General features: G+C 63.1%; 15 protein-coding genes and 2 pseudogenes. 9 read left to right on the forward strand and 8 right to left on the reverse strand.

Going from position 1 to position 16,647, the window contains the following annotated elements:
* Positions 1 to 6 precede the first annotated feature (6 nt).
* The 7 genes from ACJ7VY_RS09235 (at position 7) to ACJ7VY_RS09265 (ending at position 6,724) form a co-directional block, all read left to right on the forward strand.
* Positions 7 to 777 carry a class I SAM-dependent methyltransferase gene (locus ACJ7VY_RS09235; RefSeq protein ID WP_409475476.1) on the forward strand — a complete coding sequence of 257 codons (771 nt, stop codon included), beginning with the start codon at positions 7 to 9 and terminating at the stop codon, positions 775 to 777.
* Between the two features lie 5 nt (positions 778 to 782).
* Positions 783 to 1,838 (forward strand): quinone-dependent dihydroorotate dehydrogenase, encoded by a 1,056-nt coding sequence (locus ACJ7VY_RS09240; protein WP_104938952.1) that lies wholly within the window; start codon positions 783 to 785, stop codon positions 1,836 to 1,838.
* Positions 1,835 to 2,875 (forward strand): UDP-N-acetylmuramate dehydrogenase, encoded by a 1,041-nt coding sequence (gene murB, locus ACJ7VY_RS09245; RefSeq protein WP_409475477.1) that lies wholly within the window; start codon positions 1,835 to 1,837, stop codon positions 2,873 to 2,875. Before ACJ7VY_RS09240 ends, murB begins: the two co-directional genes overlap by 4 nt.
* A gap of 50 nt (positions 2,876 to 2,925) precedes the next feature.
* Positions 2,926 to 3,771: a DMT family transporter gene (locus ACJ7VY_RS09250; protein ID WP_409476802.1), complete on the forward strand. Its 846-nt coding sequence runs from the start codon at positions 2,926 to 2,928 to the stop codon at positions 3,769 to 3,771.
* 437 nt (positions 3,772 to 4,208) lie between these two features.
* Positions 4,209 to 5,024 carry a sulfonamide-resistant dihydropteroate synthase Sul2 gene (sul2, locus tag ACJ7VY_RS09255; protein WP_001043260.1) on the forward strand — a complete coding sequence of 272 codons (816 nt, stop codon included), beginning with the start codon at positions 4,209 to 4,211 and terminating at the stop codon, positions 5,022 to 5,024.
* 60 nt (positions 5,025 to 5,084) lie between these two features.
* A complete protein-coding gene (aph(3'')-Ib, locus tag ACJ7VY_RS09260; RefSeq protein ID WP_001082319.1) occupies positions 5,085 to 5,888 on the forward strand; it encodes an aminoglycoside O-phosphotransferase APH(3'')-Ib in 804 nt (267 codons plus the stop codon).
* Positions 5,888 to 6,724 carry an aminoglycoside O-phosphotransferase APH(6)-Id gene (locus ACJ7VY_RS09265; protein WP_000480968.1) on the forward strand — a complete coding sequence of 279 codons (837 nt, stop codon included), beginning with the start codon at positions 5,888 to 5,890 and terminating at the stop codon, positions 6,722 to 6,724. The genes aph(3'')-Ib and ACJ7VY_RS09265 overlap by 1 nt, the downstream gene beginning before the upstream one ends.
* Before the next feature lie 106 nt (positions 6,725 to 6,830).
* On the opposite strand, the pseudogene ACJ7VY_RS09270 reads toward ACJ7VY_RS09265, so the two are convergent.
* Positions 6,831 to 7,235, reverse strand: a pseudogene (locus ACJ7VY_RS09270) (IS91 family transposase); the annotation flags it as partial.
* A gap of 65 nt (positions 7,236 to 7,300) precedes the next feature.
* Positions 7,301 to 7,798 carry a helix-turn-helix domain-containing protein gene (locus ACJ7VY_RS09275; protein WP_261263886.1) on the reverse strand — a complete coding sequence of 166 codons (498 nt, stop codon included), beginning with the start codon at positions 7,796 to 7,798 and terminating at the stop codon, positions 7,301 to 7,303.
* A gap of 76 nt (positions 7,799 to 7,874) precedes the next feature.
* On the opposite strand from ACJ7VY_RS09275, the gene tnpA reads away from it, so the two are divergent.
* On the forward strand, positions 7,875 to 8,330 hold the full coding sequence (gene tnpA, locus ACJ7VY_RS09280; RefSeq protein ID WP_009873365.1) for an IS200/IS605 family transposase: 456 nt from the start codon (positions 7,875 to 7,877) through the stop codon (positions 8,328 to 8,330).
* A 22-nt stretch (positions 8,331 to 8,352) separates the two neighbouring features.
* On the opposite strand, the gene tetR(C) is transcribed toward tnpA, so the two are convergent.
* Entirely contained in the window at positions 8,353 to 8,988 is a 636-nt protein-coding gene (gene tetR(C) / locus ACJ7VY_RS09285; protein ID WP_009873364.1) for a tetracycline resistance transcriptional repressor TetR(C), read from the reverse strand.
* Positions 8,989 to 9,080: 92 nt separating this feature from the next.
* Here tetR(C) and tet(C) point away from each other — a divergent pair, with 92 nt between their 5' ends.
* The gene (tet(C), locus tag ACJ7VY_RS09290) at positions 9,081 to 10,271 is read left to right on the forward strand and encodes a tetracycline efflux MFS transporter Tet(C) (RefSeq protein WP_000841446.1); all 1,191 of its coding nucleotides are present in this window, start codon (positions 9,081 to 9,083) and stop codon (positions 10,269 to 10,271) included.
* A 91-nt stretch (positions 10,272 to 10,362) separates the two neighbouring features.
* Here tet(C) and ACJ7VY_RS09295 read toward each other — a convergent pair.
* The 5 genes and pseudogenes from ACJ7VY_RS09295 to folD form a co-directional block, all read right to left on the reverse strand.
* A pseudogene (locus tag ACJ7VY_RS09295) lies at positions 10,363 to 10,452 on the reverse strand (type VI secretion protein); the annotation flags it as partial.
* 389 nt (positions 10,453 to 10,841) lie between these two features.
* The gene (locus ACJ7VY_RS09300) at positions 10,842 to 12,335 is read right to left on the reverse strand and encodes an IS91-like element ISVsa3 family transposase (protein ID WP_001120888.1); all 1,494 of its coding nucleotides are present in this window, start codon (positions 12,333 to 12,335) and stop codon (positions 10,842 to 10,844) included.
* Between the two features lie 111 nt (positions 12,336 to 12,446).
* Positions 12,447 to 14,012 carry a glutamine-hydrolyzing GMP synthase gene (gene guaA / locus ACJ7VY_RS09305; protein ID WP_409475478.1) on the reverse strand — a complete coding sequence of 522 codons (1,566 nt, stop codon included), beginning with the start codon at positions 14,010 to 14,012 and terminating at the stop codon, positions 12,447 to 12,449.
* Between the two features lie 105 nt (positions 14,013 to 14,117).
* Positions 14,118 to 15,575, reverse strand: coding sequence for an IMP dehydrogenase (gene guaB, locus ACJ7VY_RS09310; protein ID WP_104940209.1), 1,458 nt, complete (start codon positions 15,573 to 15,575; stop codon positions 14,118 to 14,120).
* A gap of 184 nt (positions 15,576 to 15,759) precedes the next feature.
* Positions 15,760 to 16,644 carry a bifunctional methylenetetrahydrofolate dehydrogenase/methenyltetrahydrofolate cyclohydrolase FolD gene (gene folD, locus ACJ7VY_RS09315; protein ID WP_104938963.1) on the reverse strand — a complete coding sequence of 295 codons (885 nt, stop codon included), beginning with the start codon at positions 16,642 to 16,644 and terminating at the stop codon, positions 15,760 to 15,762.
* Between the last annotated feature and the right edge of the window lie 3 nt (positions 16,645 to 16,647).

Here is a 16,647-nt window from a genome sequence, read left to right on the forward strand (position 1 = left end):
GCAGGCGTGCAGCCGAACGATCCAACCGCGCGTTTCAGCAGCCGGGTGGCCGATTACGTCCGCTACCGCCCCGGCTACCCGCCGGCGCTGCTGGACTGGTTGCATCGCGACATCGGCGTCCCGGCCACCACGCCGGTCGCCGACATCGGTGCCGGCACCGGCATCTCCACCCGCCTGCTGCTCGACGCCGGCCACCCGGTAGTCGCGGTCGAACCCAACGCCGCGATGCGCGCGGCCGCCGAGCACTGGCTGGCCGCCGATCATCCGCAGCTGACCTTCGTGGCCGGCACCGCCGAAGCGACCACGCTGGCCGACGCCAGCGTCGGCCTGGTCAGCGCCGCCCAGGCGTTCCACTGGTTCGACACCGACGCGCTGCGGCCGGAATGGCGCCGCATCCTGCGCCCGGGCGGCATGGCGCTGGTGTACTGGAACTCGCGCCTGCTCGACGCCTCTCCCTTCCTGTCCGGTTATGAGCAGTTGCTGCTCGACTACGGCACCGACTACGACGCGGTGGCCGAACGCTACCCGGACGACGACGCCATGCGCGCGTGGTTCGGCCGCGGCCTGCGCGGCCAGCTGCAGCTGCCCAACACGCAACACCTGGACTTCGACGGCCTGCGCGGCCGCCTGCTGTCCTCCTCCTATGCACCGCAGGCCGGCCATCCGCGCCACGAGCCGATGCTGCGCGCCCTGCGCGCCCTGTTCGACACCCATGCGGTGGACGGACGGGTCGCCTTCGAATACCGAACCCGTGCCTTCGTCGGCACGCTGGACTGAACCCCATGTATCCGCTCGTACGCCCCTTCCTGTTCGCCTTCGACGCCGAGCGCGCCCATGGCCTGGCGCTGTCCGCGCTGGAGCTGGCGTGGCGCACCGGCACCACGCCGCTGCTCGCGGCGCGGCCGGCGCCGATGCCGACCACGGTGTTCGGCCTGGACTTCCCCAACCCGGTGGGGCTGGCCGCCGGCCTGGACAAGAACGGCGAGCATATCGACGCGCTGTTCGGCCTGGGCTTCGGCTTCGTCGAGATCGGCACCGTCACCCCGCGGCCGCAGGCAGGCAACCCGAAGCCGCGGCTGTTCCGGCTGCCGCAGCACGCGGCCATCATCAACCGCATGGGCTTCAACAATGCCGGCGTCGACGCGCTGGTGCGCAACGTCGAGCGCAGCAGCCAGCGCACCGGGCCGCTGGGCATCAACATCGGCAAGAACAAGGACACCCCCAACGAGGACGCGCTGTCCGACTACCTGGTGTGCCTGGAGAAGGTGTACCCGCTGGCCGACTACGTCACCGTCAACATCTCCTCGCCCAACACCGCCGGCCTGCGCGAGCTGCAGGAAGAGCAGGCGCTGCGGCGGCTGGTCGGCGGCCTGCGCGACGCGCAGGAACGCCTGGCCTCCCAGCACGGCCGGCGCGTGCCGATGCTGGTCAAAGTGGCGCCGGACCTGAGCGACCGCGACATCGAAGCCGCCGCCCGGGTGCTGAGCGAACTGGAAGTGGACGGCGTGATCGCCACCAACACCACCATCGGCCGCGAAGGCGTGGAGCATGACCGGCGCGCGGCCGAGACCGGCGGCCTGTCCGGCGCGCCGCTGCTGGGGCAGTCCACCCTGGTGCTGCGCCGGCTGCGCGCGCGCCTGCCCGAGCGCATCCCGCTGATCGGCGTGGGCGGCATCCAGTCCGGCGCCGACGCGGTGGCCAAGATGTCCGCCGGCGCGACCCTGGTGCAGTGCTACAGCGGCCTGATTTTCCGCGGCCCGGCACTGATCGGCGAGTGCGTCGATGCCATCCGCCGCCGCCGCGAGGCGCCTTCCCGAGGCGCCGTCGCCCCGCTATGACAACCGCTGCACCCTGGTCGCTGACCACAGACGCCCCGCTGCGATCCCTCAATACCTTCCATGTCGCTGCCCGCGCGCCACGGCTGCTGCGCGTGCACGATACGGCCGCGCTGCCCGAGGCCCTGGCCGCGGTGGCGCCATCGCCGCTGCTGGTGCTGGGCAGCGGCAGCAACGTGCTGCTCGCCGCCGACCCGCAAGGCACCGTGCTGTGCTTCGACAACCGCGACATCGCGATCCTCGAGCACCGCGCCGACCATGCCGTGGTCCGCGCCGGGGCCGGCGTGGTCTGGCACGAACTGGTGATGTGGTCGCTGGCCGAAGGCCTGTCCGGGCTGGAGAACCTGGCGCTGATTCCCGGCACCGTCGGCGCCGCGCCGATCCAGAACATCGGCGCCTACGGCGCCCAGGTCGGCGAGTTCATCCAGTTGGTCGAGGCCTGGGACACCGTGCGGCACGCATGGGTGCAGCTGGACCAGGCGGCCTGCCGCTTCGGTTACCGCGACAGCCTGTTCAAGCACGAGGCCGACCGTTACCTGATCACCGCGGTGCAGTTCCGGCTGCCGCTGCTGCACGAACTGCGGCTGGACTACGCAGGCATCCGTGAAGAACTGAAGGCCATGGCCGTGGAACTGCCGGTGGCGGCCGACGTCGCCAACGCGGTCATCGCCATCCGCCGCCGCAAGCTGCCCGACCCGGACGTGCTCGGCAATGCCGGCAGCTTCTTCAAGAACCCGATCCTGCCGCGCGAGCAGGCCGAACTGCTCTCACGCCAGCACCCGGCGCTGCCGGTGTTCCCGGGGGAGGACGAAGGCCACCGCAAGCTGTCGGCGGCATGGATGATCCAGGCCTGCGGCTGGAAGGGACGGCGCGAGGGCGATGCCGGCGTTTCGCCCGACCACGCACTGGTGCTGGTCAACCATGGCAACGCCAGTGGCGCCGAACTGCTGGCCTTCGCCCGCCGCATCTCCGCTTCGGTACTGGAGACTTTCGGCGTGCCGATCGAGCCCGAACCGCGGCTGGTCGGCGCGCGCTGGTGAACGCCGTCGCGGCCGCCCCCGGCCCTGCCCCGCTGCGCGCGGCGCTGCTGATGTTCGGCAGCGCCATGGCCTTCGGCCTGATGGCCATCGCCATCCGCCTGGCGACGGCCCACGTGCCCACCCAGGAAGTGGCGTTCTTCCGCAACGCCTTCGGCCTGCTCGCGCTGCTGCCGGTGCTGCTGCGCCCGGGCCACGCGCCGCTGCGCACCCGGCAACTGCCGCGCTACCTGCTGCGCAGCGCGATCGGCCTGGCGTCGATGCTGTGCGGCTTCTGGGCACTGGGCCACCTGCCGCTGTCGCAGGCGGTCTCGCTGTCCTATTCGACGCCGTTGTTCGTGACCATCGCCGCGGTACTGTGGCTGGGCGAGACCGTGCGCGTGCGCCGCTGGGCGGCGGTGATCGCCGGCTTCATCGGCGTGCTGGTGATCGTGCGTCCCGGCGCGCATGGCTTCCAGGCCGGCAGCCTGGTCGCGGTGTCGGCGGCCATGCTCAGCGCGCTGGTATCGATCCAGATCAAGCAGCTCACCCGCATCGACGGCCCGGATACGGTGGTGTTCTACACCTATGTGTTCTGGGTGCCGCTGTCGCTGCTGCCGGCGCTGTTCGTGTGGACCTGGCCGACCGGCATCGCCTGGCTGTGGCTGCTGGCCACCGGCATCCTCGGCACCATCGGGCAGTTGCTGTGGACGCGCGCGCTGCGGCTGGGCGAAGTCTCGGCACTGACCCCGATCAGCTTCACCCAGCTGCCGCTGGTGGTACTGCTGGGCTGGCTGCTGTTCGGCGAAACCCTGGACCGCTGGACCCTGCTCGGCGCGGCGATCATCCTCGCCGCCAACGCCTACATCGCCCACCGCGAAGCGGTGCTGGCGCGCCAGCGGCGCAAGCTGGCGCCCTGAGTGGCCGCCCCGGAGGCGGCCCTGCGCATCGGGTTGGTACGCACTGCCATACAGGGCGGAGGCCAGGGCCTGCCGTTGGCCCCGGCTCACCCGTCCCGCGCACTACCCGGGACAGACCCTCAACCGCGGATCACTCCCACTCTATTGTAAACAAGACATTTTTATCTTTTATATTCAATGGCTTATTTTCCTGCTAATTGGTAATACCATGAAAAATACCATGCTCAGAAAAGGCTTAACAATATTTTGAAAAATTGCCTACTGAGCGCTGCCGCACAGCTCCATAGGCCGCTTTCCTGGCTTTGCTTCCAGATGTATGCTCTTCTGCTCCTGCAGCTAATGGATCACCGCAAACAGGTTACTCGCCTGGGGATTCCCTTTCGACCCGAGCATCCGTATGAGACTCATGCTCGATTATTATTATTATAGAAGCCCCCATGAATAAATCGCTCATCATTTTCGGCATCGTCAACATAACCTCGGACAGTTTCTCCGATGGAGGCCGGTATCTGGCGCCAGACGCAGCCATTGCGCAGGCGCGTAAGCTGATGGCCGAGGGGGCAGATGTGATCGACCTCGGTCCGGCATCCAGCAATCCCGACGCCGCGCCTGTTTCGTCCGACACAGAAATCGCGCGTATCGCGCCGGTGCTGGACGCGCTCAAGGCAGATGGCATTCCCGTCTCGCTCGACAGTTATCAACCCGCGACGCAAGCCTATGCCTTGTCGCGTGGTGTGGCCTATCTCAATGATATTCGCGGTTTTCCAGACGCTGCGTTCTATCCGCAATTGGCGAAATCATCTGCCAAACTCGTCGTTATGCATTCGGTGCAAGACGGGCAGGCAGATCGGCGCGAGGCACCCGCTGGCGACATCATGGATCACATTGCGGCGTTCTTTGACGCGCGCATCGCGGCGCTGACGGGTGCCGGTATCAAACGCAACCGCCTTGTCCTTGATCCCGGCATGGGGTTTTTTCTGGGGGCTGCTCCCGAAACCTCGCTCTCGGTGCTGGCGCGGTTCGATGAATTGCGGCTGCGCTTCGATTTGCCGGTGCTTCTGTCTGTTTCGCGCAAATCCTTTCTGCGCGCGCTCACAGGCCGTGGTCCGGGGGATGTCGGGGCCGCGACACTCGCTGCAGAGCTTGCCGCCGCCGCAGGTGGAGCTGACTTCATCCGCACACACGAGCCGCGCCCCTTGCGCGACGGGCTGGCGGTATTGGCGGCGCTGAAAGAAACCGCAAGAATTCGTTAACTGCACATTCGGGATATTTCTCTATATTCGCGCTTCATCAGAAAACTGAAGGAACCTCCATTGAATCGAACTAATATTTTTTTTGGTGAATCGCATTCTGACTGGTTGCCTGTCAGAGGCGGAGAATCTGGTGATTTTGTTTTTCGACGTGGTGACGGGCATGCCTTCGCGAAAATCGCACCTGCTTCCCGCCGCGGTGAGCTCGCTGGAGAGCGTGACCGCCTCATTTGGCTCAAAGGTCGAGGTGTGGCTTGCCCCGAGGTCATCAACTGGCAGGAGGAACAGGAGGGTGCATGCTTGGTGATAACGGCAATTCCGGGAGTACCGGCGGCTGATCTGTCTGGAGCGGATTTGCTCAAAGCGTGGCCGTCAATGGGGCAGCAACTTGGCGCTGTTCACAGCCTATCGGTTGATCAATGTCCGTTTGAGCGCAGGCTGTCGCGAATGTTCGGACGCGCCGTTGATGTGGTGTCCCGCAATGCCGTCAATCCCGACTTCTTACCGGACGAGGACAAGAGTACGCCGCAGCTCGATCTTTTGGCTCGTGTCGAACGAGAGCTACCGGTGCGGCTCGACCAAGAGCGCACCGATATGGTTGTTTGCCATGGTGATCCCTGCATGCCGAACTTCATGGTGGACCCTAAAACTCTTCAATGCACGGGTCTGATCGACCTTGGGCGGCTCGGAACAGCAGATCGCTATGCCGATTTGGCACTCATGATTGCTAACGCCGAAGAGAACTGGGCAGCGCCAGATGAAGCAGAGCGCGCCTTCGCTGTCCTATTCAATGTATTGGGGATCGAAGCCCCCGACCGCGAACGCCTTGCCTTCTATCTGCGATTGGACCCTCTGACTTGGGGTTGATGTTCATGCCGCCTGTTTTTCCTGCTCATTGGCACGTTTCGCAACCTGTTCTCATTGCGGACACCTTTTCCAGCCTCGTTTGGAAAGTTTCATTGCCAGACGGGACTCCTGCAATCGTCAAGGGATTGAAACCTATAGAAGACATTGCTGATGAACTGCGCGGGGCCGACTATCTGGTATGGCGCAATGGGAGGGGAGCAGTCCGGTTGCTCGGTCGTGAGAACAATCTGATGTTGCTCGAATATGCCGGGGAGCGAATGCTCTCTCACATCGTTGCCGAGCACGGCGACTACCAGGCGACCGAAATTGCAGCGGAACTAATGGCGAAGCTGTATGCCGCATCTGAGGAACCCCTGCCTTCTGCCCTTCTCCCGATCCGGGATCGCTTTGCAGCTTTGTTTCAGCGGGCGCGCGATGATCAAAACGCAGGTTGTCAAACTGACTACGTCCACGCGGCGATTATAGCCGATCAAATGATGAGCAATGCCTCGGAACTGCGTGGGCTACATGGCGATCTGCATCATGAAAACATCATGTTCTCCAGTCGCGGCTGGCTGGTGATAGATCCCGTCGGTCTGGTCGGTGAAGTGGGCTTTGGCGCCGCCAATATGTTCTACGATCCGGCTGACAGAGACGACCTTTGTCTCGATCCTAGACGCATTGCACAGATGGCGGACGCATTCTCTCGTGCGCTGGACGTCGATCCGCGTCGCCTGCTCGACCAGGCGTACGCTTATGGGTGCCTTTCCGCAGCTTGGAACGCGGATGGAGAAGAGGAGCAACGCGATCTAGCTATCGCGGCCGCGATCAAGCAGGTGCGACAGACGTCATACTAGATATCAAGCGACTTCTCCTATCCCCTGGGAACACATCAATCTCACCGGAGAATATCGCTGGCCAAAGCCTTAGCGTAGGATTCCGCCCCTTCCCGCAAACGACCCCAAACAGGAAACGCAGCTGAAACGGGAAGCTCAACACCCACTGACGCATGGGTTGTTCAGGCAGTACTTCATCAACCAGCAAGGCGGCACTTTCGGCCATCCGCCGCGCCCCACAGCTCGGGCAGAAACCGCGACGCTTACAGCTGAAAGCGACCAGGTGCTCGGCGTGGCAAGACTCGCAGCGAACCCGTAGAAAGCCATGCTCCAGCCGCCCGCATTGGAGAAATTCTTCAAATTCCCGTTGCACATAGCCCGGCAATTCCTTTCCCTGCTCTGCCATAAGCGCAGCGAATGCCGGGTAATACTCGTCAACGATCTGATAGAGAAGGGTTTGCTCGGGTCGGTGGCTCTGGTAACGACCAGTATCCCGATCCCGGCTGGCCGTCCTGGCCGCCACATGAGGCATGTTCCGCGTCCTTGCAATACTGTGTTTACATACAGTCTATCGCTTAGCGGAAAGTTCTTTTACCCTCAGCCGAAATGCCTGCCGTTGCTAGACATTGCCAGCCAGTGCCCGTCACTCCCACTCGATTGTAAACAAGCACACAAAACCCTTGTCTTTGTCCCAATAAACAGGCGCACGTTGCCGTCATCGCAATGGTCGAAACGGAACACTTCACGGGTAAGATAAATGCTTCCTTTGTCCGTTTTAGGTTTTCGCTTTGGCCTGCCGCATTTCCCGCTCATGAATTTCTGATAAGTTTGATACCAGTTAACCGCGCTATTACGCAAGATTTGACTAGGGCATTCACTTAGCCACGGAGAAAGCTCTTTGGATTTGAATTGTGAAGTGGTCTGGTCGATGGGCGCGTAAGTTCCGATGGTGCAATATTTACGGGCATAGGTTCGGTAATAACGCTCTTCTTCTACCTTGGCATTCCAGATACTACGAGCGCACCCCATCCACTGACTCAAGATCAGTTTTTGGTGAGATGTCGGGTTAGCGCGTAGCTTGATGCCAGTTAACATGATGTCCGTTTATTTGCTATTTACACCTGAAATTATTACACTTACTTAAACTTTGTCAATCTAGCATGTGGTTATAATGTACGATTGGAGAACAGGTAGAAGCTGCATTTTTAAAAACAACGTTCATCTAGTCTTTGTTACAAAGTATCGTCGTGGTGTTTTTACCAAAGAAATGCTTGAACGGACTGAGGCAATAATGAAAGAGACTTGTGAGCAGATGGATTGTGAGCTACTGGAGTTTGGTGGAGAGGACGATCACATCCATATGATGGTGTCCGTACATCCAAAATTGGCAATCTCAAATTTAGTCAGCAAGTTAAAAGGTAAATCGTCTTACATGATCCGGCGAGAGTATTGGGACAGGGTAAAAACAATGCTTTGGGGCAACCATTTCTGGTCGCCAAGCTACTGTGTGGTTTCTTGCGGAGGGGTTGCCCTCGATGTTGTTCGGGAGTACATCAACAACCAGAACGAACCGCCCAGCGAAAAAGCCATGAAGACATCACAAGCGTTGAAGCAAAGAAAAGAGTAGAAACCACTTGCTTGACTCGCCCCTAAAGGAGCGAGATTGCGCAAGCACTCCGTTCAAGACCGCCGATGATGAGAGCCAGGCCTCGCTCGAATGCCGCGTCCGGACCGCCTTCGTAGACGATTTTCATCGCGCTCTGTAGGCGCGCCGGCATCGTAGACGCTGAGGTGGTCAACTGATCTTCGCCCCGCTCCTCGGCGTCTGCCTCGCTAGCTTGCTGCTCAAGAACAGCGCCGACGGTGAAGTAGCTGATTGCCATCAACGCATAGGTCGCGTCACCTGCCGAAAAGCCAGCATCGCAAAGGAAGCGAAGCTGCGCGTCGGCTTTTTCCATCTGCGGCGCGGCTGGCCGCGTCCCGGCATGAATACGCGCGCCATCGCGATAAGCGAGCAACGCCCGTCGAAAACTGCATGCATTGCCCTTCAGGAACGAACGCCAGTCGTCGTCATCCCTTGGCGTCGAATGCGTGTGATTTATCGTCAGCATGGCTTCGGCAAGTGCGTCGAGCAACGCACGCTTGTTCTTGAAATGCCAGTAGAGCGCTGGCTGTTGCACCCCGAGGCGCTCAGCCAGTCGGCGCGTCGTTAGACCTTCCATGCCCACGTCGTTAAGCAGTTCGAGCGCGGTTCGGATCACGGCCTCGCGTTGGAGCTTGTTCATTCGCGAATTCTCATGTTTGACAGCTTATCATCGATAAGCTTTAATGCGGTAGTTTATCACAGTTAAATTGCTAACGCAGTCAGGCACCGTGTATGAAATCTAACAATGCGCTCATCGTCATCCTCGGCACCGTCACCCTGGATGCTGTAGGCATAGGCTTGGTTATGCCGGTACTGCCGGGCCTCTTGCGGGATATCGTCCATTCCGACAGCATCGCCAGTCACTATGGCGTGCTGCTAGCGCTATATGCGTTGATGCAATTTCTATGCGCACCCGTTCTCGGAGCACTGTCCGACCGCTTTGGCCGCCGCCCAGTCCTGCTCGCTTCGCTACTTGGAGCCACTATCGACTACGCGATCATGGCGACCACACCCGTCCTGTGGATCCTCTACGCCGGACGCATCGTGGCCGGCATCACCGGCGCCACAGGTGCGGTTGCTGGCGCCTATATCGCCGACATCACCGATGGGGAAGATCGGGCTCGCCACTTCGGGCTCATGAGCGCTTGTTTCGGCGTGGGTATGGTGGCAGGCCCCGTGGCCGGGGGACTGTTGGGCGCCATCTCCTTGCATGCACCATTCCTTGCGGCGGCGGTGCTCAACGGCCTCAACCTACTACTGGGCTGCTTCCTAATGCAGGAGTCGCATAAGGGAGAGCGTCGACCGATGCCCTTGAGAGCCTTCAACCCAGTCAGCTCCTTCCGGTGGGCGCGGGGCATGACTATCGTCGCCGCACTTATGACTGTCTTCTTTATCATGCAACTCGTAGGACAGGTGCCGGCAGCGCTCTGGGTCATTTTCGGCGAGGACCGCTTTCGCTGGAGCGCGACGATGATCGGCCTGTCGCTTGCGGTATTCGGAATCTTGCACGCCCTCGCTCAAGCCTTCGTCACTGGTCCCGCCACCAAACGTTTCGGCGAGAAGCAGGCCATTATCGCCGGCATGGCGGCCGACGCGCTGGGCTACGTCTTGCTGGCGTTCGCGACGCGAGGCTGGATGGCCTTCCCCATTATGATTCTTCTCGCTTCCGGCGGCATCGGGATGCCCGCGTTGCAGGCCATGCTGTCCAGGCAGGTAGATGACGACCATCAGGGACAGCTTCAAGGATCGCTCGCGGCTCTTACCAGCCTAACTTCGATCATTGGACCGCTGATCTTCACGGCGATTTATGCCGCCTCGGCGAGCACATGGAACGGGTTGGCATGGATTGTAGGCGCCGCCCTATACCTTGTCTGCCTCCCCGCGTTGCGTCGCGGTGCATGGAGCCGGGCCACCTCGACCTGAATGGAAGCCGGCGGCACCTCGCTAACGGATTCACCACTCCAAGAATTGGAGCCAATCAATTCTTGCGGAGAACTGTGAATGCGCAAACCAACCCTTGGCAGAACATATCCATCGCGTCCGCCATCTCCAGCAGCCGCACGCGGCGCATCTCGGGCAGCGTTGGGTCCTGGCCACGGGTGCGCATGATCGTGCTCCTGTCGTTGAGGACCCGGCTAGGCTGGCGGGGTTGCCTTACTGGTTAGCAGAATGAATCACCGATACGCGAGCGAACGTGAAGCGACTGCTGCTGCAAAACGTCTGCGACCTGAGCAACAACATGAATGGTCTTCGGTTTCACGTATAGGAAGAATAAACGCCCTTTTCACCCAAGTCCAACAGCTTTGGACCGCAGTTGACTCTTTCGACACCCCTGCGATGCAACCCAATCCGGCTGACGGGGAGCCAGCAACGCTGAAAATTTACCCTCCTCTTTCCCACTAGCGGCTCCTTTTCCGACAACCAGCACGGCGGATCCCTGCCGCGGCGCTGTGAACGCAGCATTTTGATTGGTATCGTTGGCCTTCAGGCTCGTCAGTCAAACAGACCCAGGAGCAGCTCAGCCGGTGGCGCCCGGCTTTCGGGTAACGCCCTGGTCCCGCTGGTTTCGGCTTTGTGCTTCAGGTGATCAAGGATCTGCTTGATCACTATAGGGTCTTCAATGCAGGCGATGACTTTCATGGCGCCGCCGCAGCCGCTGCAGGTCTCGATGTCGATATTGAAAACACGCTTGAGCCGTTGCGCCCATGTCATCGACGCTCGCCGTTGTGCTGGTGTTGCCGGTTCATCAGCCACCCTGACCTTGTTGCCCCTGCCCCGTTTTGCCGGCGTGACCAACGCCCGGTGCCGACTGTTGGGTGCGAACACCCCGTGGAAGCGGGTTAGGTTGACTCTGGGCTTCGGTACCAGGGCGGCCAGCCTTGCAATGAAATCCAATGGTTCGAAAATGACGTGCGTGGTGCCGTCCCGGTACGGCGTCTTGAGCTGGTAGCGCACGTTGCCGCCTCGTGTTAACGACAGCCGCTTCTCGGATACCGCCGGGCGGCTGATGTACCGGCACAGCCGTTCGAGCTTCTTGCGTTCATCGGCCCTGGCCGCCACGCCGGCGTGCAGGCTGGACCCGGCTACCTTGCCAATCCCGTCACCGAACGGATCACCACTGGTCGGCAGAGTTTGCAAAGTGAACACCTTTCGCCCCGCCTGTGAACCGACAGCGATACGGTAAGTGATCGAGTGCCCCAGCAGGGGTGTCATCGGGTCGTCATCCACCGCATCCGAGGCCAGATAGCTGTTTTCGACATCCCGTTCCAGCAGGCCTTGCCGTTCCAGATAGCGACCCACCCGGTGGGCGATGGTGTGCGTCAGCTGGGTGAGCTCTGGGCTGGTCGGCGCCTTGACCCAGCGGAAACGCGCTGAGCCGTGGGATTGCTCGACATACACACCGTCGAGAAACAGCATGTGGAAGTGAACATTCAGATTGAGCGCCGATCCAAAACGCTGGATCAGGGTGACCGCGCCCGTCTTGGCCACTTGGTGGGTATGGCCCGCTTTCTTGACCAGGTGCGTGGCAATGACGCGGTAAACGATGCCCAGCACCCACCCCATGATCTCGGGCCGGCTGGCAAACAGGAAACGCAGCTGAAACGGGAAGCTCAACACCCACTGACGCATGGGTTGTTCAGGCAGTACTTCATCAACCAGCAAGGCGGCACTTTCGGCCATCCGCCGCGCCCCACAGCTCGGGCAGAAACCGCGACGCTTACAGCTGAAAGCGACCAGGTGCTCGGCGTGGCAAGACTCGCAGCGAACCCGTAGAAAGCCATGCTCCAGCCGCCCGCATTGGAGAAATTCTTCAAATTCCCGTTGCACATAGCCCGGCAATTCCTTTCCCTGCTCTGCCATAAGCGCAGCGAATGCCGGGTAATACTCGTCAACGATCTGATAGAGAAGGGTTTGCTCGGGTCGGTGGCTCTGGTAACGACCAGTATCCCGATCCCGGCTGGCCGTCCTGGCCGCCACATGAGGCATGTTCCGCGTCCTTGCAATACTGTGTTTACATACAGTCTATCGCTTAGCGGAAAGTTCTTTTACCCTCAGCCGAAATGCCTGCCGTTGCTAGACATTGCCAGCCAGTGCCCGTCACTCCCACTCGATCGTCGCCGGCGGCTTGCCGGAGATGTCATAGACCACGCGCGAGACGCCGCGCAGTTCGTTGATGATGCGGTTGGACACGCGGCCGAGGAAGTCGTACGGCAGGTGCGCCCAGTGCGCGGTCATGAAGTCGATGGTTTCCACCGCACGCAGCGCGATCACCCATTCGTAGGCGCGTGCATCGCCGACCACGCCGACCGACTTCACCGGCAGGAACACCGCGAACGCCTGCGAGGTCCTGTCGTACAGGTCGGCCGCACGCAGTTCCTCGATGAAGATCGCATCGGCCCTGGCCAGCAGCTCGGCGTACTCGCGCTTCACTTCGCCGAGGATGCGCACGCCCAGGCCCGGGCCCGGGAACGGGTGGCGGTAGACCATGGCGCGCGGCAGGCCGAGCTCGACGCCGAGGCGGCGCACTTCGTCCTTGAACAGCTCGCGCAGCGGCTCGACCAGCTTGAGCTTCATGTCTTCCGGCAGGCCGCCCACGTTGTGGTGGCTCTTGATCACGTGCGCCTTGCCGGTCTTGCTGCCGGCCGACTCGATCACGTCGGGGTAGATCGTGCCCTGCGCCAGCCACTTGGCGTTCTTCAGCTTGGCCGATTCCTCGTCGAAGATCTCGACGAACAGGTTGCCGATGATCTTGCGCTTGGCTTCCGGGTCGCTGACCCCTTCGAGCGCCTTGAAATAGCGGTCGGCGGCGTTCACCCGCACCACCTTCACGCCCATGTTCTCGGCCATCATGCGCATGACCTGGTCGCCTTCCTGGAAGCGCAGCAGGCCGGTGTCGACGAACACGCAGGTCAGCTGCGGGCCGATGGCCTTGTGCAGCAGCGCGGCGACCACCGACGAATCGACGCCGCCGGACAGGCCGAGGATCACCTCGTCGCTGCCGACCTGCTCGCGCACGCGGGCGATCTGGTCGTCGATGATGTTGGCCGCGGTCCACAGCGTGGCGCAGCCGCAGATGCCGGTGACGAAACGCTTGAGCAGCGCCGAACCCTGCCTGGTGTGGGTCACTTCCGGGTGGAACTGCACGCCGTACCAGCGCTTTTCCTCGTTGGCCATCGCCGCCACCGGGATGCGGTCGGTCACCGCGGTGATGACGAAGCCCGGCGGCACGTGGGTGACGTGGTCGCCATGGCTCATCCACACATCCAGGCGCGGTTCGCCGTTATGGTCGGACAGCCCGCCGAGCAGGCCGTCGTGGCCCAGCAGCTTCACTTCGGCATGGCCGAACTCGCGCTGGTCGGCGGCCTCGGTGCCACCACCCAGCTGCTTGGCCATGGTCTGCAGGCCGTAGCAGATGCCCAGCAGCGGCAGGCCGCTGTCGAACACTTCCTGCGGCGCGGCCGGCGCGCCGTCCTGCGTGGTCGATTCCGGGCCACCGGACAGGATGATGCCCTTGGCGCCGAACGCGGCGATCTCGGCCGGATCGTGGTCCCAGGCCCAGATTTCGCAATACACGCCGAACTCGCGGATGCGACGCGCGATCAGCTGGGTGTACTGCGCGCCGAAATCGAGGATGAGGATCTTGTCGTTGTGGATGTTGGTCATGGGGCCTGGAACGATGAGTCGGAAAACGGGGCGATGCGGATGCCGGCGGCGTATAGAGAAAGAGGAACGGGACAGCGGTCCTCGTTCCTCTTCGCTCGTTCCGCGTCAGGCGCGGTAGTTCGGCGGTTCCTTGGTGATCTGCACGTCGTGGACGTGGCTCTCGCGCTGGCCGGCGCCGCTGATCTTCACGAACTTCGGCTTGCTGCGCATCTCCTCGATGGTGCCGCAGCCCACGTAGCCCATGGTCGCGCGCAGGCCACCGACCAGCTGGTGGATGATGCCGCCGACCGGGCCACGGTACGGCACGCGGCCCTCGATGCCTTCCGGCACCAGCTTGTCGGCGGTGGCCGCGTCCTGGAAATAACGGTCCTTGGAGCCTTTCTCCATCGCCGCCAGCGAACCCATGCCGCGGTAGCTCTTGTAGGAGCGACCCTGGAACAGCTCGGTCTCGCCCGGCGATTCCTCGGTGCCGGCCAGCAGGCCGCCGATCATCACCGTCGACGCGCCGGCGGCCAGCGCCTTACCGATGTCGCCGGAATAGCGGATGCCGCCGTCGGCGATCAGCGGGATGCGGTCCTGCAGCGCCTCGGCGACCAGATCGATCGCGGTGACCTGCGGCACGCCGACGCCGGCGACCACGCGCGTGGTGCAGATCGAGCCCGGGCCGATGCCGACCTTGACCGCGTCCGCACCGCAGTCCAGCAGCGCCAGCGCCGCCTCGCCGGTGCAGATGTTGCCGCCGACGACCTGTACCTGCGGGAAGTGCTTCTTGACCCAGCGCACGCGATCCAGCACGCCCTGCGAGTGGCCGTGGGCGGTATCCACCACCAGCACGTCCACCCCGGCGGCGACCAGCGCCTCGACCCGGCGGTCGGTGTCGCCACCGACGCCGACCGCGGCACCGACCAGCAGGCGCGTGGCCGCGTCCTTGGCCGCGTTGGGGTTGTCGGTCTTCTTCTGGATGTCCTTGACCGTGATCAGGCCGCGCAGTTCGAACGCGTCGTTGACCACCAGCACCTTCTCGATGCGGTTCTTGTGCAGCAGCGACAGCACCTCGTCCGAGGCCGCGCCCTCCTTCACCGTGACCAGCCGGTCCTTCTTGGTCATGATGTGGCGGACCGGGTCGTCCAGTTCGGTCTCGAAGCGCATGTCGCGGTGGGTGACGATGCCGGCCAGCAGGCCGTCGCTGCCCACCACCGGCACGCCGGAGATGTTGTGAGCGCGGGTCAGCGCCAGCACTTCGCGGATGCTGGTCTCGGGGCCGACCGTGATCGGGTCGCGGATCACCCCGGATTCGAATTTCTTGACCTTGGCCACTTCGGCCGCCTGCTGCTCCAGCGGCAGGTTTTTGTGGATGATGCCGATGCCGCCGAGCTGGGCCATGGCGATGGCCAGGCGCGCCTCGGTGACCGTATCCATGGCCGCCGAGACAATCGGCAGCCGCAGCCGCAGGTCGCGGGTCAGGCGCGTGCCGAGGTCGACATCCTTGGGCAGGATCGTGGAGTGGGCGGGGACGAGCGAGACGTCGTCGTAGGTCAGTGCTTCAGCCTGGATGCGCAGCATCGGCATACCCGAGATGTGGGGAAGCGCGTCATTTTACCCTTGTTCGGGCGCCGATGGCAGGGGGCCGGTGCGACGCAGTGTCGCGCCGGCACCGATGGTTCAGGGCCGCGGCCACGGCCGGCCTGCGCCCGCGCGGCAGGCACCGGTATGAACCGGCAGGGCGATGGCCGCCGCCGGTGGCCGTTCAGCCGGCCGCGTCGGCCGCCTCGATGGTGTTCTGCATGAGCGTGGCCACCGTCATCGGGCCGACGCCGCCCGGCACCGGGGTGATCCAGCTGGCGCGACGCGACGCCGCTTCGAACCCGACGTCGCCGACCAGGCGGCCATCGTCCATGCGGTTGATGCCGACGTCGATCACCACCGCCCCCGGCTTGACCCACTCGCCCGGCACCAGTTGCGGGATGCCCACCGCCACCACCAGGATGTCGGCGTTGCGCACCGCCCGCTCCAGCTCCTCGCGCGGGGTGAACTTGTGGCAGCTGGTGACGGTGCAGCCGGCAATCAGCAGTTCCAGCCCCATCGGGCGGCCGACGTGATTGCTGACCCCGACGATGGTGGCATTGCGGCCGCGCACCGGCTGGTCGGTATGCGCCAGCAGGGTGATGATGCCGCGCGGCGTGCACGGGCGCAGGCCGAACTCGCGCAGCGCCAGGTGCCCCACGTTCTGCGGATGGAAGCCGTCCACGTCCTTGCGCGGGTCGATGCGCTGGATCAGCCGGTTGGCGTCGGCGATGCCCGGCAGCGGCAGCTGGATCAGGATGCCGTGGATCTTGGGGTCGGCGTTGAGCCGGTCGATCAGCTCCAGCAGCTGCGCCTCGGTCGTGCCCTCGGGCAGGTCATGGTCGAACGCCTCGATGCCGACCTTCTGCGCGGCACGACGCTTGTTGCGCACGTACACCGCCGAAGCCGGGTCGCCGCCGACCAGCACCACCGCCAGCCCCGGCCGCGAGCGCCCGGCCGCGATCCGCGCGTCCACGCGCAGCTTCAGGTCGTCGAGCAGTTCTTCGGCGATGCGGCGGCCATCGAGGATGCGGGCAGTGGCCGCGGAGGCGTCGGCAGGCAGGGTCATGGG

This window comes from Stenotrophomonas sp. Y-13 (genome assembly GCF_046267925.1).
GTDB classification, from domain to species: Bacteria; Pseudomonadota; Gammaproteobacteria; order Xanthomonadales; family Xanthomonadaceae; genus Stenotrophomonas; species Stenotrophomonas acidaminiphila_A.

Coding starts and splice junctions, on each gene's coding strand:
- ACJ7VY_RS09240 (WP_104938952.1), top strand. CDS start 783: ATGTATCCGCTCGTACGCCCCTTCCTGTTCGCCTTCGACGCCGAGCGC.
- murB (WP_409475477.1), top strand. CDS start 1,835: ATGACAACCGCTGCACCCTGGTCGCTGACCACAGACGCCCCGCTGCGA.
- ACJ7VY_RS09250 (WP_409476802.1), top strand. CDS start 2,926: ATGTTCGGCAGCGCCATGGCCTTCGGCCTGATGGCCATCGCCATCCGC.
- sul2 (WP_001043260.1), top strand. CDS start 4,209: ATGAATAAATCGCTCATCATTTTCGGCATCGTCAACATAACCTCGGAC.
- ACJ7VY_RS09265 (WP_000480968.1), top strand. CDS start 5,888: ATGTTCATGCCGCCTGTTTTTCCTGCTCATTGGCACGTTTCGCAACCT.
- ACJ7VY_RS09275 (WP_261263886.1), bottom strand. CDS start 7,798: ATGTTAACTGGCATCAAGCTACGCGCTAACCCGACATCTCACCAAAAA.
- tnpA (WP_009873365.1), top strand. CDS start 7,875: ATGTACGATTGGAGAACAGGTAGAAGCTGCATTTTTAAAAACAACGTT.
- ACJ7VY_RS09300 (WP_001120888.1), bottom strand. CDS start 12,335: ATGCCTCATGTGGCGGCCAGGACGGCCAGCCGGGATCGGGATACTGGT.
- guaA (WP_409475478.1), bottom strand. CDS start 14,012: ATGACCAACATCCACAACGACAAGATCCTCATCCTCGATTTCGGCGCG.
- guaB (WP_104940209.1), bottom strand. CDS start 15,575: ATGCTGCGCATCCAGGCTGAAGCACTGACCTACGACGACGTCTCGCTC.
- folD (WP_104938963.1), bottom strand. CDS start 16,644: ATGACCCTGCCTGCCGACGCCTCCGCGGCCACTGCCCGCATCCTCGAT.